A 15,300-nucleotide genomic window follows, 5' to 3' on the forward strand; every position below is an offset into this window, starting at 1 on the left:
ACCCGGCACCACGTCACCACCAACCGGCACCATCACCCGAACGAGGAGAACCGTGAGCGGCAAGGGCGCACCCGAACTGACCGTGAAGAACTGTGGCGACCTGCGGGTGGCCGTCATCGCGGCGCAGTGGCACCAGCAAGTGATGGACGGCCTCGTGGACGGCGCGCTGCGCGCCCTCACCGAGCTCGGCATCGACGAGCCGACGCTGCTGCGGGTGCCCGGCACCTTCGAGCTGCCGGTCGTCGCCAAGGTCCTGGCCGGCCGCGGCTATGACGCGGTGGTCGCCCTCGGTGTGGTCATCCGGGGCGGCACCCCGCACTTCGACTACGTCTGCCAGGGCGTCACCCAGGGCCTGACCCAGGTCTCGGTGGACACCGGCGTACCGGTCGGTTTCGGCGTGCTGACCTGCGACACCGAGCAGCAGGCCCTGGACCGCGCGGGCCTGGAAGGCTCCACCGAGGACAAGGGCCACGAAGCGGTCACCGCGGCCGTCGCCACCGCCGCGACGCTGCGGACCGTGTCCGAGCCCTGGCGCTGAGCCGAGGGGCCAACCGCGTAGGGTGGTCACCATCATGTCCAAGAAGACGTTCGAGGAGCTCTTCGCCGAGCTCCAGCAGAAGGCCGCCACCGGCGACCCCACCACCTCCCGTACCGCCGAGCTGGTGCAGGCAGGTGTCCATACGATCGGCAAGAAGGTCGTCGAGGAGGCCGCCGAGGTCTGGATGGCCGCCGAGTACGAGTCCGACGAGGCCGCCGCCGAGGAGATCTCCCAGCTCCTCTACCACCTCCAGGTCATGATGGTCGCCAAGGGCATCTCCCTCGACGACGTCTACGCCCATCTCTGATCCACCACCGCACCCCAACACCTCTCACCCGCAAAGGAACTCGCTCTCATGCTGCGCATCGCTGTCCCCAACAAGGGTTCACTGTCCGAGCCTGCGTCGGCGATGCTCCATGAGGCCGGCTACCGCCAGCGCAAGGACCGCAGGGAACTGGTCCTGGTCGACGCCGAGAACGAGGTCGAGTTCTTCTTCCTGCGCCCGCGCGACATCGCGGTCTACGTGGGCTCCGGCAAGCTCGACATCGGCATCACCGGCCGTGACCTGCTGCTGGACTCCGCCTCGCCGGCCGAGGAGATCCTCCAGCTCGGCTTCGCCGGCTCCACCTTCCGCTACGCCACCCGTCCGGGCACGGCCAAGGACGTCAGCGAGTTCGGCGGCATGACGATCGCCACCTCGTTCGCCGGCCTGGTCCGCCAGCACCTCGCCGACAACGGTGTGGACGCCTCCGTCGTCCACCTCGACGGCGCCGTGGAGACCGCCATCCAGCTCGGCGTCGCCGAGATCATCGCGGATGTCGTGGAGACCGGCACCACGCTGCGCAACGCCGGACTGGAGATCATCGGCGAGCCGATCCTGAAGTCCGAGGCCGTGGTCATCCGCGGCACCGGCGCGCCGGACGACGACCCGAAGGTGCGCCAGTTCCTGCGCCGTATGCAGGGCGTCCTGGTGGCCCGCCGGTACGTGATGATGGACTACGACATCCGGGTCGAGCACGTCGAGAAGGCCGTCGGCCTCACCCCGGGGCTGGAGTCGCCGACCGTCTCCCCGCTGCACCACGAGGGCTGGGTCGCGGTCCGCTCGATGGTCCCGTCCAAGGACGCCCAGCGCATCATGGACGAGCTCTACGACCTCGGCGCCCGCGCGATCCTGACCACCGGCATCCACGCCTGCCGGCTCTGACCCGCGGCCCCCGGCCACCCACCCGTACGCACCGCATCACTCACGACGGAAGACCGACGACGTGTCCGCGCCCCTGCCCAGCCTGCCGGTGACCTTCCGGCCGACCCGCACCCGGGTCGTCCTGTACTCCGTGGGCCTCGCCCAGCTCGCCGCCCTCACGGCGATCGCGCTGGCGCTGCCCAAGCTGAGCGGCGGCGAACGGCTGAGCTTCGTCCTCACCGGACTGCTGGTGCTCGCCGTCCTCCTGCTGCTCGCCCGCCCGAAGGTGGTCGCGCGGCAGGAGGGCGTCACGGTGGTCAACCTCACCACCAAGCGCGAACTGGCCTGGGCTCAGGTCGTACGCGTCAACCTCCGGGCCGGCGACCCCTGGGTCCATCTCGACCTCGCCGACGGCACCAGCCTGCCCGCCATGGGCATCCAGCCCGGCATCGCCCGGGACCAGGCCATCCGGGACGCCCGTGCGCTGCGCGACCTCACCGAGAAGCATGGTGCTGTCGACCACACGGCCGGGTGAGCCTGCCCTAATCCGGGCCCCGCTGTTTACTCTGTTCTCCGGGACGCACCCTGCGTCCCGCCCCTCAGTGGGACCACTGCGACCCGAGGAGTGACTCCCTCCGGCAATGGACGGATCGTCCTGTAGTACCTGCGCCGCCCCTCCCCAACCCCCGCATACCACGGAGGCGGCGGCATGACCGGCCCCCTGCTGCTGCTCGCCGCGGCACTCGTCCTGATCCTGGCCAACGGTTTCTTCGTCGCCGCCGAGTTCGGACTCGTCACCGTCGAGAAGGCGGACGCCGAGCGCGCCGCGGCCGACGGCGACCGCCGCGCCCACACCGTCGTCTCCGCGCTCCGGGAACTCTCCTTCCAGCTGTCCGGCACCCAACTGGGCATCACGATCACCTCCTTGGTGGTCGGTATGCTCGCCGAGCCCGCGCTGGCCGAGCTGCTGTCCGGCCCGCTACTGGCCACCGGCCTGCCCCAGGGCGCGGTCCCCGGCACGGCCGTGGTGACCGGCATGCTGCTGGCCTCCGGCGTCCAGATGGTGATCGGTGAGCTGGTCCCCAAGAACTGGGCGGTCTCCAAGCCGCTGCCCGTCGCCCGCGTCGTGGCCGGCCCGCAGCGGGCCTTCTCCCGCTTCTTCCGCCCGGTGATCACCCTGCTGAACACCGTCGCCAACCGCCTGGTGCGCGCCCTCGGCGTGGAGCCGACCGACGAGCTGGCCTCCGCCCGCACCCCCGGCGAACTGGTCTCGCTCGCCCGGCACTCCGCCCGCGCGGGCGCGATCGAGCAGGACACCGCTGACCTGTTCGTGCGTACCCTCTCACTGGGCGATCTGACGGCGGAGAACGTCATGACGCCGCGCGTGCGGGTGAGCGCCCTCCAGTCCTCCGCGACCGCCGAGGACGTGGTCAACCTCACCCGCGCCACCGGCCTCTCCCGCTTTCCCGTCTACCGCACCCGCCTCGACGAGATCGTCGGCATGGTGCACCTCAAGGACGCCCTGGCCATCCCGGAGCACGACCGGCTGCGCACCCCGGCCGGACGGATCGCGGTACCGCCGCTGCTGGTGCCCGAGACGCTGCCGGTGCAGCCGCTGCTGGAGCGGCTGCGCAGCGAACAGCCGATCGCGGTCGTCGTCGACGAATACGGCGGCACGGCCGGTGTGGTCACCCTGGAGGACATCATCGAGGAGCTGGTCGGCGAGGTCCGCGACGAGCACGACGGGGTCGACCTGCCCGAGCTGGGCCAGGCCCCGCCCGAGGAGGGCCGCCCCGCCTGGGACGCCGACGGCGGCTGCCGGGTGGACACCCTGCGGCGGATCGGCCTGGACGCCCCCGAAGGACCGTACGAGACGGTGGCAGGACTGGTGGCACACATACTCGGCCGGATCCCGGCCCCCGGCGATATCGCGGAACTCGACGGCTGGCGGCTGCGGGTGCGGCTGGTGTCGCACCACCGCGCCGAACGGATAAGGATCGTCCGGACCGCGACCGTCACGGTGCCCGCCGCCCCCGGGACGCCCCGTGAACCCGTCGTGGTCGGCGCGGAGGTGGCCCGGTGACGCTGGTCCAGCTCCTCTTCGCGGTGCTGCTCGTGCTCGCCAACGGCTTCTTCGTCGGTGCCGAGTTCGCCCTGGTCTCCGTACGCCGCAGCCAGATCGAACCCCTGGCGACCGAGGGTTCCGGCCGGGCCCGGCAGGTGCTGCACGGTCTGGAGAACCTCCCGCAGATGATGGCCGCCGCGCAGTTCGGCATCACCGTCTGCTCCCTGACGCTCGGTGCGGTCGCCGAGCCGACCGTCGCCCATCTCCTGGAACCGCTCTTCGCGGCGGTCCACCTCCCCGCCGCCCTGGTCCACCCGCTCGGCTATGTCATCGCCCTGGCGCTGGTGGTCTTCCTCCACCTCGTTATCGGCGAGATGGTGCCCAAGAACCTGGCGATGGCGGCGCCGGAGAAGACCGCCCTGTGGTTCAGCCCCGGCCTGGTCGCCTTCGCGCGGCTGTGCCGCCCGGTCACCGCGCTGCTCGGGGCCTGCGCCCGCGGCGTGCTGCGGCTCTTCCGGGTGGAGCCGAAGGACGAGGTCGAGGCGGTCTTCACCAGCGAGCAGCTGACCCACCTCGTCGAGGACGCGGGACAGGCGGGCCTGCTGGAGCCGGCCGAACAGGAACAGCTCTCCGACGTCTTGGAACTGGGCAGCCGCCCCGTCACGGAGGTCCTCCTCGACCGGGCCGCGCTGGTCACCGTCGAACCGACCGTGACGCCCCGCCAGGTGGAGGAGCTGACCGTACGGACCGGCTACTCCCGCTTCCCGGTGTGCGCCCCCGGCGGTGCGTACATGGGCTATCTGCACGTCAAGGACGTCCTGGACCTGGAGGAACGGGACCGCGCGGTGCCCCAGCGCATCTGGCACCCGATGACCACCCTGCGCGCCGAGCTGCCCCTGGACGACGCCCTGACGGCGATGCGCCGGGCGGCCTCCCACCTGGCAGCGGTCGCCGACGCGACCGGCCGGGTGCTCGGCCTGGTCGCCCTGGAGGACGTCCTCGAAATGCTGGTCGGCGAGGTCCGCGACCCGGCCCACCGGCGGACCCCGGCGGCCCGCACCGGCCGGCGGGAGCCCGGCGAGCGGGTCAGCGAGCCCCGCGAGGAGGCTTCGCTGCCGGCGGAGAACCGGGCGATGGCGGGCTGATGGTGCGGCGCCGGGCAGGGGTGGCGCCGAGGGTCTGACGTGCTGCCCCCCGGCGCAGACGGCGCGGCGGCCGAGGGGCTGACGTACTGACCCGCGGCGCGGACGGCGCGGCGGCCGGCCCCGTCCGCGACGGTCAGTACTCCGGCCGCCCCTGCGGATCCGGCCCGCGCCCGGAGAGCACCTCGCCGTAGGCCTGAATCAGGTCGGGCAGCCGGAGGGTGGCGAGGTCGTCGCGGGTGGGCGTGCCGAGCCAGGTGGCGAGCCGCAGGTCGCGGTAGGCGCAGCTCTTCTCGTACAGGGTGCGCAGGAAGCGGCCGTTGCCCAGTTCGTCGATCCAGCCCTGCTCGACGACATGACCGCTGATGCTGCACAGTTCGTCGCGGGCCTCCTCGTCCCAGCGGTCGCCGTTCTCCGCGGCCAGCACCTCACCGATGGCGGTCAGCTCCAGCGGCCGGTAGCTGGGGAAGTCGACGCGGCTGGTGAAGCGGGAGGACAGGCCCGGGTTGGCGGCCAGCAGCCGGTCCATGCCCTCCGGGTAGCCCGCCAGGATGACCACGAGCCGGTCGCGGTTGTCCTCGGCGCGCTTGAGCAGCACCTGAAGCGCCTCGTCACCGTAGGCGTCGCCCTTGCTGTAGCCGGAGTTGGAGAGGCTGTACGCCTCGTCGACGAAGAGCACCCCGCCCAGTGCCGAGTCGATCAGCTCATTGGCCTTGACGGCGGTCTGGCCGAGGAACTCGCCGACCAGATCGGACCGCTGGGCCTCCACGAGATGGTCGCCGCCGAGGAGACCCAGGGCGTAGAAGACCCGCCCCAATATGCGGGCCACGGTCGTCTTGCCGGTGCCGGAGGGCCCGGAGAAGACGAAGTGTCGTTTCGGCGGCTGCACCGGCAGCCCCTGGCCCGCCCGCAGCCGGGCCATCCGCAGCTGGGCCGACAGCGCCCGCACCTGCCGTTTGACCGGCTCCATGCCGACCATCCGCTCCAGTTCCGCCAGCGCCTTCTCCAGCAGCACCGGATCGGCGGGCCCGGCGGGCAGCCGCTCGGCGCCGCGCGGCACCGGGGCCGTCGCCTTGACCCGAGCCGCCGTGTCGCCCCCGGCGGGCACCCCGCCCGGCTCGCCCTCCGGCCCGTCCGCCTCGCCGGTCACCAGCAGCTCACGGCCGTCGACCGGATCGAGCGGGGCCGGCGGATCGGGATCGCCGCCGGCCTCCTGGCCGAGGCCGGCGGCGGAGACCGTCGCGAGGTCGGAGCCCTCGTCCAGGCCGTCGCCCTCCGCGATGGCGGCGAGCCGCGCCGCGGTGTCCATGAACGCCGGATCGACCCGGTGCACGGCGCGGTAGAGGGGGAGCGCCGCGGCGCTGCGGCCGGTGCCCTCATGGGCGCGGGCGAGCCAGTAGCGCAGCTCCTTGCGCTGCGGCTGCTCACTGCGGCAGCGCATCAGCGCGGCGGACAGCAGCGGCTCGGCCTGCCCGTACATCTCCAGCCGCACCCGCGCCATCCCGCCGAACAGCCCCGCCTCGATGCCCAGCACCGGATCGGCGAGCAGCGGCTCGGTCTGCCGTACGAGCTGGTCCCAGTCCTTGACGAGATAGGCGCGGCAGGCGTGCAGAAACCGCACCTGGGGGTCGGTGTCGACCGGCGGGCAGCCGGCCAGTGCCTGGTCCAGTTCGGCGACATGGCGGCCGTCGAGCCAGTGGGAGGCGTGCGCGAGCAGCAGATCGCGGCCGGTCTCCAGCACCGGCTGAACCCACCAGCCCAGCCAGTACCAGGAGTTGAGGGCGCGTCGGTGACGCGCGCGCATCTCACCGAAGCGGTCGCGGTGCCGGTGCATCCGCAGCAGCGCGATGGAGGTGTCGGCGCGCAGCGCGTGCAGACCGAGCCAGGCGTCGGCCATCGTCGGATCGAGTCGTACCGCGGCCCGGAACTCCTCCTCGGCCTGCGGATACGCACCCACGGTGTAGGCGTCGACCGCGCGCAGCCAGGCGAGCTCGGCCGGGGCGGGCGAACCCTGCGTGCCGAAATCCATCCCGTCCCCCCACAAAGCGTCCCCCGTGCGGCGCCGGGCGGTGCCCGGCGGCGGCTCCCGAACCGGCATACCGCGGGCGGGAGTTGACCGTCTCCGCGCGCACCTCGGTCCTGGCCTGCGGTGGCACGGACTCGCATGGTACCTGCGGGATCGGTGCAGGCCGTAGAGGGCGGTACGGGGCAACAGTGGGCGACCGGGCAGGGCTTGGCGGCGCGAAGAGTGCGGTGACCCAGGGTGAGGGAGAGAGGGCGCCCGGCGGCGGCGCGGGGCGGTTTCAGACAGAACGAAGCCCCCGATCACGGGGGAACAACCGGGGGCTTCGCATCTGTGGGCGGTCCGTTGAACCGCACATTGAGAACGTAAGTCCTGTACGCCCCCCAGGTCAAGCCGAGTTGAGGTACTCGGCGGGACCCTGTCGGCGTTGCCGAGCGCCTCGGCCATGGTCCACTACGGAGCGTGAGAAGCGGGGCGGATCATGGTGCCGCGGAAGGCCCCACGACTACCTCGTACCCCATCTGCCCCTGGTGGACCAGAAAATCGGCAAAGGGGCGCGAAGGATCCGCCGCGAAGTGCGCGCGCTCCGCCGGAATCCAGCCACTCCAGAACGCGGAAAGCCCCGGCCCGTCCCGGAGTTGACCCCTTTCCCAGGAGTGTTCGCTCGTCAGTTCCATCCACAGCAGGCACGCCAGAAACGGCCGCAGCGCTCGCCTGCCCGCGCCCACGCCCTCGACGAGCACCAGCGGCGCGGGCGCCAGCGCACGCTCCTCGGTGAACTCGCCGCGCACCCAGTCGTAGACGCCGTAGCGCGCCGTCTCGCCCCGGGACAGCGGCCCGAGGATCTGGGCGTCGAAGCGCTCGCTCCAGGCAAACAGTTCCTCATGGGTGGCGAGATCGTCGGTGTGCACCACCGGCACCCCGCCCAGCGCGCCGGCCAGCCGCTCGGCGAAGGTGCTCTTGCCCGAGCCGGCGTGTCCGTCCACCGCGATCAGCCGCACCGGACCGCAGGAGGGCGGCACGGTGCGCAGCCGGGTGGCGAGGGAGGCCAGATCACGGTCCATTGCGCCAGCGTACGCCGCCTGCCTCACCCCTCCGACGCCAGTGGTCCCCACCAATATTGGTGCCGCGACGCGCCCCGCACCGCCTTCCGAAGCAGGCCCGGAACCGGAATAGTTGAGCCACTGCTCAGCCGCCCGTCGCCCGTCCGCCGCCCCGGCCCGACTCCCCGCCCGCTCGTCTGCATCCCACTGGGGGACCTCCACCATGACCAGCTCCGCACCCCGGCGCACCGTCCTGGCCGCCGCGCTCGCCGCCGCGGCGGGTGCCGCCACCCCCTCGGCGCAGGCCGACGCCGCCCGTACGCCCGAAGCGTCCGCGGCCGCCGCCACCCCGGAAGCCGCCGCGCGCCGATCGAAGAGCCTCGTGGACTATCACGCCTGGACCACCACCGCCGACTGGAACAAGGGCCACGCCCAGGGCACCGGCATCACACACGGCGCCCGGCCCGGCATCCGCCTCGTTCACCCGGTCGGCACTCTCGACTACAGGGATCCGCACACCGGCCGGACCACCTCCTGGGAGTACGCCGTCTGGACGTCCCCGGCGCACTCCCTCAAGCTCCCGGCCACCGAGGCCGTCGCCTCCTGGAACGCGCACACCCCGCCCGGTACCTGGATCGCCGTCGAACTGCGCGGCACCTACTCGGACGGCGGCCGCACCCCCTGGTACGTGATGGGCCGCTGGACCGCCGGCGACGGCGACGCCGATATCCGCCGTACCTCCGTCGACGGCCAGAAGGACGGCAAGAGCAGCATCTCGACCGACACCTTCGCCATCGACACCCCCGCGAGCGGCCTCCGCCTGGCCTCGTACCAGCTGCGCGTCACCCTCCACCGCAAGCCCGGCACCGCCCTCACCCCCACCGTCTGGCGGCTGGGCGCCATGGCCTCGGACCTCCCCGACCGCTTCGAGGTGCCGGCGTCACGGCCCGGCCGGGTCGGCCGTGAACTGGTCGTCCCGCACTACTCCCAGGAGATCCACAAGGGCCAGTACCCCGAGTACGACAACGGGGGCGAGGCCTGGTGCAGCCCCACCTCCTCCCAGATGATCATCGAATCCTGGGGCCGGAAGCCCACCCGGGACCAGCTCTCCTGGGTCAACCCCGCCTACGCCGATCCCCAGGTCTGCCACGCCGCCCGTTACACCTTCGACTACCAGTACGAAGGCTGCGGCAACTGGCCCTTCAACGCCGCCTACGCCGCCACCTACCGGGACCTCCAGGGCGTCGTCACCCGCCTCGCCTCCCTCACGGACGTCGAACGCCTCATCCACGCCGGCATCCCCGTCATCACCTCCCAGTCCTTCCTCAAAACCGAACTCGACGGCGCGGGCTACGGCACCGCCGGCCATCTGATGACCGTCGTCGGCTTCACCCAGGACGGCGACATCATCGCCAACGACCCGGCCTCCCCCGACAACGCCTCGGTCCGGCGCGTCTACAAGCGCCGGCAATTCGAGAACATCTGGCTCCGCACCAAGCGGAAGAACGCCGACGGCAAGGTCGTCGGAGGCAGTGGCGGGGTGTGCTATCTGTACTTCCCGGCCAGGCCGGCACCCACTCAGCGTCGGGTGCTCGGGGAGCTGGGCATCCGCTGAGCATGTGCACCCCGATGGTGGCTTCGATCACCTGACGGCAGCGCTCACTGCGGTCGAGGGTGAGGTGGCCGTACCGGTCGCCCGTGATCTTGATGGAGCTGTGGCCCATCCATCGCGAGACCTCGTGGATGGGTACTCCGTTGCTCAGGGGCACGGTGGTCCATTTGTGTCGGAGGTCGTGGGGTTTGTAGTGGGTAGTCCGAGGCGCTTGAGGGCGCGGTCCCAGGATTTGCGGAAAAGGTCGGGGTAGATCATCCCTCCGGCCTGATTCCGTATGGGGAGCCGTTCGATGAGTGGCTCTAGATTGACGGGCGCGGGTATGTAGTGCCATTCGCCCTCCTTCGATGTTTCAGTGGGGCATAGAAGGCGACGTACTTGCCTGAGGGATTCTTGATACGTACAACCTGCCGTCGGCAGCACAACGTGCCGTCAAGGATGTCTTGAGGGAATACCCCGAGCGACTCGCCGATGCGCAATCCGCCGCAAGCCATGAGCCATACCGAAGGCTCCAGGCGCTGACCGATTTCTTTGGCCAAGGCTGAAATCTCCTCGTAGCTGGGAAGCGTCGTTCGACGCGCTGCAGATGGCGGGGTGGACCTGGAGCGGCAAAGTCCCGTGGATCAAGCCCGCCAGCCGGCCCCGCAAGGGTGGGTTCAAGCAGGACTCCGAGTTCATCCTGGGGGGCGTCAAGGGCAGCCTGGACAAGTACCGGGACCTGTACTGCCCGGCCACTACATCGCTTCTCAGCCGTGTAAGGGCCGGGTGTACATCACCCAGAAGCCGTCGAGATCATGCAGCAGCTCGTGCAGGTCTGCCCCGAAGGCGGCACCCGTTCTCGACCCCTTCACCGGAAGCGGGTCCACCGGCGTCGCCGCCCAGCGCGAAGGCCAGCACTTCGTCGGCGTCGAGCTGTCCACGCACTACGCCGACGTGGCCGAGCAGCGTCTCCACGCCGAGCTGACGAAGGGCGACTTCACCCTGGCTGGACCGGAGGCGTGATCATGAGAGCGGAGAGCCCAGATTCAGGGGGCCGCAGACGCCGAAAGGGCGGCTGGGTGTAGAACCGTGCCCCGTCGCCTGGATGGTGCGCATTTCACCCGTGATGCCGTGCCTGGGTCACCCGTCGGCTGTTGTGCAGCGGCGAAGGCTGCCGTACTGACCTGTATCGCGGACACTGTGGCCTGCTAGGTCGGAGTCGGTTTCCCCGGGGGGAGCCCCCGGCGCATCTGCACTTGCAGAAGTGCCTCGTTCAGGGCCGTGCCGATGACGGCCGGCGACGCATCCAGGCTCCGGACCCTGTCTTCGAGCTCTTCGGCCAGGCGCTCCGTGGCGTGCTCATTGACTGCGGGAACGAGGTGTTGTTGCACCCTCGATGTCACGGATCGTTCACCGATCACGTCGGAACTCGCCCGCCCAGGTGCGCTGAGCAGGTGCTTGGGGAGGCACTCCGACTCCACGTCGATGGGCATGTCGGCGTCGTGCGCCACGCAAGCGATCGACAACGAGGCCAGGGCCACCAGGCCGTCGTCGTTCAGGGAGCGGGCCTCGTGCGCGGTCCAGTACTCCTTGTGCCAGGTCGGGGGTTCGCCAGTGAGCCGGTGAATGCCTGGTTCCCGTCCCTGGCGGCGTTCCTGTTTTGCCGGATCAGTCTTCACTCGCGAGCTCTCGCAGCCTGTCCAGCTCGATTACGCTAGGCCTGTCGCCATCGGCGAGGCCAGCCAATTCCGCGAGTGCCTGTGAGGGAGGCAAGCCCCGGTCGTGTGCAGACCTCAACCGCTTTAGCCACGAGAGCGAAGCCTTGTACCTCTCCTCGTCATCGAGGTCCCGTGGTTCGAAGCTCGCGCCGTTCTCCGCATCGGAGGCCCAGAGGTACCCGAGCACCCCATGCTCGTCTCGCACGGGGACGTACTGGACCTCACCGTCCACTGAGCGCTTGTAGCCGATGTGGCCGAAGCCAGGTGCGTGCCTGAAGTGGCTGTACCGACGAGGAATTTCGAAACTGGCCCATACATCGGACGCGACGCCGCCTTCATCGATGTAGTTGTCGATACCTGTCTCGGTGGGCTTACCGAAATAGGTGGGATCGTCTGGGTCGGTCTCCGAGTCGAGTGCCTCCGACAGATCACGAAGGGCAGCAGATAGCCGCGGCGCGTTTGCCGCGTAGACGGAGGGCTGGCCGCAGCCCTTGAGGTCGTATGGCATCCAAGCGTCGGAGAACGTCACCAGATCGACACTGACGTAGCCAAGAAGCGTCGAAGCCCCCACGTGAAACAGCTGGTCTTCACGTAGCTCTTCATTACCGTCAATGATGACCCCAGAGCTCTTGGCGTCAGCGTACACGGACCCGATCTGCCCTGGGCGTAGCGCATCCGTGACCACGCTGGCCAGTTGTTGCGCAGGGTCGGACCATGTGGCGTCGAACTCAAGGTCTCCCTGGAACAGGTAAGTGTTCGGTTTTCCCGCTTCATGGACGGAGACGGATACGTTCGGACTATCTGCCGCAAGGCGATGCCTGGACAGGATTGTGTAGGCGGTCAGCAGTTCATGAAGGCACGCGGCAACCTCGTCTTCGACTTGCTTATCCCGTCCCCAGGTCCAACGAGCGACAGGCGTACTCGCAATCACAGTGTTCCTTCCGGCATGAACCTACCGTTGGGCGGGATGATCAGAATCCCATCCTCAACCCGAATGATGAACTGGATGTTGGTGTTCCCGTACACATCGGTGAGGCGCTGTTGAGCCCGGAGGGCCTCGTGCTCCGCCATCGTTCCCTTGGTATCGACCACGAAGGTTTTGAAATCGGCACCGGACTCGTCCAGCTGTTTGATGTTGTCAAAAATTTTCTTGACGAGCTTCTTCGGGTTCTGAATCTCCTTGAACTGGTAGCCGTGGACATTTCCATCTGAGTCCCGGGCCATCACATCGAGGTCCGTTTTCCCCCCTGTCCGAACTCCGGGCTTGATTTCGACATCACCCTTGATCTCGAAAGAGATGTCGCGGACGCCCATGTCGTGCAACCTGTTGGCCAAGCGGAGTTGTTCAATGCCGCCAGACATCTTGTCTGCGTGGCTGAGGCTGGACAATACCTGATCAAAGTTCTCGGCACCCTTGAACCTGCCCGACGTAATGGTGTCGGCGATTTCGCGACCGGCCGGATCTTCGGCCAGGTTAGCCAAGACCCTTTCAAGATCGTTGGGCTTGACCTTGGAGCCCCGCAATTGGTCTCGTATCTGCTGTTCCTGCTCGCCCCCGCGCTCAAAGGGGCCAGATTCCTCATGCGGCCTCTCCCAACCACTGGCGTCACCAGGGTCATCGCCAAGGGGGTGGTGAGGTCCGGCTGCCGTTCCGCCTCCGAGTCCGTCTCCAGCAGTGCCCGATCCACCCTCAGAGGCACCCGCAGGCGCTGTACGGCCACTGCCAGGCGAGTCTCCTCCGTGACCGACAGTCGATCCATGTTGACCATCGGTAGCGGACCCCTCGCTGTGGCCGCCGTTGTGCCCAGCAGGCGTTTCGTGGCTGGCGGAGGGAGCCACAGAGCGGTCGTCAGCCTGGCCACCGGGCAGGTGATCGACAGCGCCACCCGGAGGGGCGTCGCCGCTCCGCCCGGCGGGGACGTTGTCGCTGGCGCGGGCCGGGTCGGAGATGTCCGAGCCGACGCGTGTGATGTCGCCGCCGCGTCCGCCAACACCGGCCGGGACCCGCTGTTCCTGGTGGGCCGGGGTCTCGGTCCGTGGGTTGTCCGCGCCCGCCTTGGGGTTGGCGACATTCTCCTTCTTGGCCTCGTCGCCCTTCTGGAGGAGGCTGCCGTCCTCCCTGTACAGGGAGCCATCGCTGCCCATGTACTTCCCCGGGCCGTCGAGTGGGCTCTTCACCGTGCCCGGCGGGAGGGTGACCGTGTCTTCGGGCAGCTTGATTCTCCCGCCCGAGAGCCTGGTCGCCCCCTCTGGGATGGCGGCGCCTTTGGGGAGCTGGATCGTGCCGTCCGACAGCTTTTGGGAGCCTTCGGGAAGGCTGTAGGCTCCGTCGGAGATATTCGGGGTCGCGAGGTGGCCGGCGTCCTTGAGGCCGGCCATGACGCCGCGGATCTTGGACAGGCCGACGCCTGCGCCCTTGGCGACGTAGGTCATCGGGTCAAGGGCCTGGGCCACCTTGCTGCCGACGGAAATGGCCTTGGCCGCCGTGGCGGCCTTGCCCGCGCCTGCCACGGCGCTGCCGCCGCCCCGGGTGATGACGGCGCTCAGGACGTTGAAGGTGACAGCGCCTGCGGCCCGGGAGTTGTTCGATCCCCACTGGTCCCAGGCGACGAACGCTTTTCCGGTCTCAAGCATCGCGGTACGCGATTCCCGCAGCCAGGAGGGAAGCATGTGCCCGGGTGTCGTGAAGTAGGCGCCGGCCAGGAAGGGCAAGCCGGTGGTGATTGTGATACCGGTGGAGAGCTTGGCCAGACCGAGCCATGCCTCGCCGGCGGCGTCCCCTCCGTGCCCGCCGAACAGGGTTTTCAGCGCCTCGACGCCGGCTCCTGCGCCGTCGACGACGAAGCCCTTGCCGAATTCCCAGGCGTGCTCCCACACCTGCCACCCGGGAATGGATTCCTCGACCGCCTCGCCCCAGGGCAGGCTCTTGGCCTGCTTGAGGTCTTCGGCGCGGTAGCCGTAGCCCGTCTTGTGGGTGGCGTCGATGACGTGGAGCGCCTTGCCGTTGACGAGGCCGACGATCTTGGCGTGGCAGTTGCGTTCGGCTTCTTGGAACGCAGTCCAGACTTCGGCGATCTTGTTGCGGCGGGCCAGGTTCTCGTCAGTCAGGTCGCCGTCTTCGCTCCAGTCGTCTTCGGCGGCCTCGTTGGCTTGGAAGTCGGCCGCCTGTTTCTTGAGCTGCTTGAACTTCTCGATCAGAGGGGTGATCTCGCGGGCGTAGGTGCCCAGCGCCTTGGTGATGACGCGCATGTCCTCGCCGAGGTCATGCGCTGTGTCCTCCACCGGTTTGGTGACGCCGAACAGCTGCTCCGCCTCGGGTGCCTTGTAGAAGGCGGCCAGGCCGCCGAAGGACTTGTGGACGTCCGAGCCGGCCCTTTCGACCGTGGAGCCGCCGCGGGAGAGCGCCTTTATCTTGGTTTCGAGAACGTCCAGGTCACCGGTGAAGACCGGTACATCGGCCGGGTCGACCGGTCCGCCGCTCACTTCTTCTTCCCCCCGAAGTCCTTGAGAGCATCCAGCCGCACGGCGTGGGCGGCGCTTTGGGCGTTCTTGGCCGCTTCCAGGTCTCCCTGGACGTATTCATTGGTGGCTTTGGCAGCCCCCAGAACGGCGGCCTGGCAACGGTCGGCCATCGCCTTCATGCCCTTCTTGCGGCCGTTCACGTACTCGACCAGCGCGGCGGCGACCGGGCCCGTTGCCGTCTTCGGCAACAGGTCCGGGGCCACCGGTCCCACCGGCTTGTACCCCGACGCCGATGTCAGCCCGTTCGGTGACGTGCTGGCCTGCGTGCCCGGCACGGCCGTACCGGCCGCCTGGGCTGCCTCCTGGATGTCGGCGAGCAGTGTGTTGAGGGCCGTGCCGAGGTCTTCGGCGTGCGTGCCGACGACCTTCAACTGGCCCTGCACTCCCTGCGGCTGAATATCCCATGACGCCATGAATGCCCCCCGCATTCCTCTTTCTTGCACCCACACACCACGACCCGCGCGACACCGCCGCG

14 protein-coding genes and 1 pseudogene are annotated in these 15,300 nt (G+C 69.3%); 8 read left to right on the forward strand and 7 right to left on the reverse strand.

From position 1 onward, the window contains the following. The first annotated feature begins 52 nt into the window (after positions 1-52). The 6 genes from ribH to ACZ4XD_RS06860 all read left to right on the forward strand — a co-directional run bounded on the left by ribH (position 53) and on the right by ACZ4XD_RS06860 (position 4,931). Positions 53-538, forward strand: coding sequence for a 6,7-dimethyl-8-ribityllumazine synthase (gene ribH / locus ACZ4XD_RS06835; RefSeq protein WP_018087562.1), 486 nt, complete (start codon positions 53-55; stop codon positions 536-538). A 34-nt stretch (positions 539-572) separates the two neighbouring features. Next, entirely contained in the window at positions 573-845 is a 273-nt protein-coding gene (locus ACZ4XD_RS06840) for a phosphoribosyl-ATP diphosphatase (protein ID WP_042157533.1), read from the forward strand. 48 nt (positions 846-893) lie between these two features. Further along, the gene (hisG, locus tag ACZ4XD_RS06845; RefSeq protein WP_468038896.1) at positions 894-1,742 is read left to right on the forward strand and encodes an ATP phosphoribosyltransferase; all 849 of its coding nucleotides are present in this window, start codon (positions 894-896) and stop codon (positions 1,740-1,742) included. A 61-nt stretch (positions 1,743-1,803) separates the two neighbouring features. Next, complete coding sequence (locus tag ACZ4XD_RS06850) at positions 1,804-2,256, forward strand: PH domain-containing protein (protein WP_042156779.1); 453 nt, start codon at positions 1,804-1,806, stop codon at positions 2,254-2,256. 174 nt (positions 2,257-2,430) lie between these two features. Continuing rightward, on the forward strand, positions 2,431-3,804 hold the full coding sequence (locus tag ACZ4XD_RS06855; RefSeq protein WP_468038898.1) for a hemolysin family protein: 1,374 nt from the start codon (positions 2,431-2,433) through the stop codon (positions 3,802-3,804). Then, on the forward strand, positions 3,801-4,931 hold the full coding sequence (locus ACZ4XD_RS06860; RefSeq protein WP_468038901.1) for a hemolysin family protein: 1,131 nt from the start codon (positions 3,801-3,803) through the stop codon (positions 4,929-4,931). The genes ACZ4XD_RS06855 and ACZ4XD_RS06860 overlap by 4 nt, the downstream gene beginning before the upstream one ends. A 133-nt stretch (positions 4,932-5,064) precedes the next feature. On the opposite strand, the gene ACZ4XD_RS06865 is transcribed toward ACZ4XD_RS06860, so the two are convergent. Then, the gene (locus ACZ4XD_RS06865; RefSeq protein ID WP_468038903.1) at positions 5,065-6,957 is read right to left on the reverse strand and encodes an AAA family ATPase; all 1,893 of its coding nucleotides are present in this window, start codon (positions 6,955-6,957) and stop codon (positions 5,065-5,067) included. 473 nt (positions 6,958-7,430) lie between these two features. Beyond that, positions 7,431-8,015 carry a uridine kinase family protein gene (locus ACZ4XD_RS06870; RefSeq protein ID WP_468038905.1) on the reverse strand — a complete coding sequence of 195 codons (585 nt, stop codon included), beginning with the start codon at positions 8,013-8,015 and terminating at the stop codon, positions 7,431-7,433. 202 nt (positions 8,016-8,217) lie between these two features. On the opposite strand from ACZ4XD_RS06870, the gene ACZ4XD_RS06875 reads away from it, so the two are divergent. Next, entirely contained in the window at positions 8,218-9,609 is a 1,392-nt protein-coding gene (locus tag ACZ4XD_RS06875) for a peptidase C39 family protein (RefSeq protein WP_468038907.1), read from the forward strand. A 70-nt stretch (positions 9,610-9,679) separates the two neighbouring features. On the opposite strand, the pseudogene ACZ4XD_RS06880 reads toward ACZ4XD_RS06875, so the two are convergent. Continuing rightward, positions 9,680-9,940, reverse strand: a pseudogene (locus tag ACZ4XD_RS06880) (tyrosine-type recombinase/integrase); the annotation flags it as partial. A 431-nt stretch (positions 9,941-10,371) separates the two neighbouring features. Here ACZ4XD_RS06880 and ACZ4XD_RS06885 point away from each other — a divergent pair. Further along, positions 10,372-10,608 (forward strand): DNA methyltransferase, encoded by a 237-nt coding sequence (locus ACZ4XD_RS06885; RefSeq protein ID WP_468038909.1) that lies wholly within the window; start codon positions 10,372-10,374, stop codon positions 10,606-10,608. A 185-nt stretch (positions 10,609-10,793) separates the two neighbouring features. On the opposite strand, the gene ACZ4XD_RS06890 is transcribed toward ACZ4XD_RS06885, so the two are convergent. The 4 genes from ACZ4XD_RS06890 to ACZ4XD_RS06905 form a co-directional block, all read right to left on the reverse strand. Further along, a complete protein-coding gene (locus tag ACZ4XD_RS06890) occupies positions 10,794-11,264 on the reverse strand; it encodes an Imm49 family immunity protein (RefSeq protein WP_468038911.1) in 471 nt (156 codons plus the stop codon). Next, positions 11,254-11,949, reverse strand: coding sequence for a hypothetical protein (locus ACZ4XD_RS06895; RefSeq protein WP_468038913.1), 696 nt, complete (start codon positions 11,947-11,949; stop codon positions 11,254-11,256). The genes ACZ4XD_RS06890 and ACZ4XD_RS06895 overlap by 11 nt, the downstream gene beginning before the upstream one ends. A 281-nt stretch (positions 11,950-12,230) precedes the next feature. Next, positions 12,231-14,786: an ICP22 family protein gene (locus ACZ4XD_RS06900; protein ID WP_468038915.1), complete on the reverse strand. Its 2,556-nt coding sequence runs from the start codon at positions 14,784-14,786 to the stop codon at positions 12,231-12,233. Then, the gene (locus ACZ4XD_RS06905) at positions 14,783-15,238 is read right to left on the reverse strand and encodes a DUF6507 family protein (RefSeq protein WP_468039141.1); all 456 of its coding nucleotides are present in this window, start codon (positions 15,236-15,238) and stop codon (positions 14,783-14,785) included. The genes ACZ4XD_RS06900 and ACZ4XD_RS06905 overlap by 4 nt, the downstream gene beginning before the upstream one ends. Between the last annotated feature and the right edge of the window lie 62 nt (positions 15,239-15,300).

The sequence above is a fragment of the Streptomyces sp. NPDC029466 genome, from assembly GCF_055574515.1.

What these genes read in the sequence shown, in the direction of transcription:
- ACZ4XD_RS06865 (WP_468038903.1), bottom strand. Translation starts at nt 6,957, where the DNA reads ATGGATTTCGGCACGCAGGGTTCGCCCGCCCCGGCCGAGCTCGCCTGG.
- ACZ4XD_RS06855 (WP_468038898.1), top strand. Translation starts at nt 2,431, where the DNA reads ATGACCGGCCCCCTGCTGCTGCTCGCCGCGGCACTCGTCCTGATCCTG.
- ACZ4XD_RS06870 (WP_468038905.1), bottom strand. Translation starts at nt 8,015, where the DNA reads ATGGACCGTGATCTGGCCTCCCTCGCCACCCGGCTGCGCACCGTGCCG.
- ACZ4XD_RS06840 (WP_042157533.1), top strand. Translation starts at nt 573, where the DNA reads ATGTCCAAGAAGACGTTCGAGGAGCTCTTCGCCGAGCTCCAGCAGAAG.
- ACZ4XD_RS06905 (WP_468039141.1), bottom strand. Translation starts at nt 15,238, where the DNA reads ATGGCGTCATGGGATATTCAGCCGCAGGGAGTGCAGGGCCAGTTGAAG.
- hisG (WP_468038896.1), top strand. Translation starts at nt 894, where the DNA reads ATGCTGCGCATCGCTGTCCCCAACAAGGGTTCACTGTCCGAGCCTGCG.
- ACZ4XD_RS06875 (WP_468038907.1), top strand. Translation starts at nt 8,218, where the DNA reads ATGACCAGCTCCGCACCCCGGCGCACCGTCCTGGCCGCCGCGCTCGCC.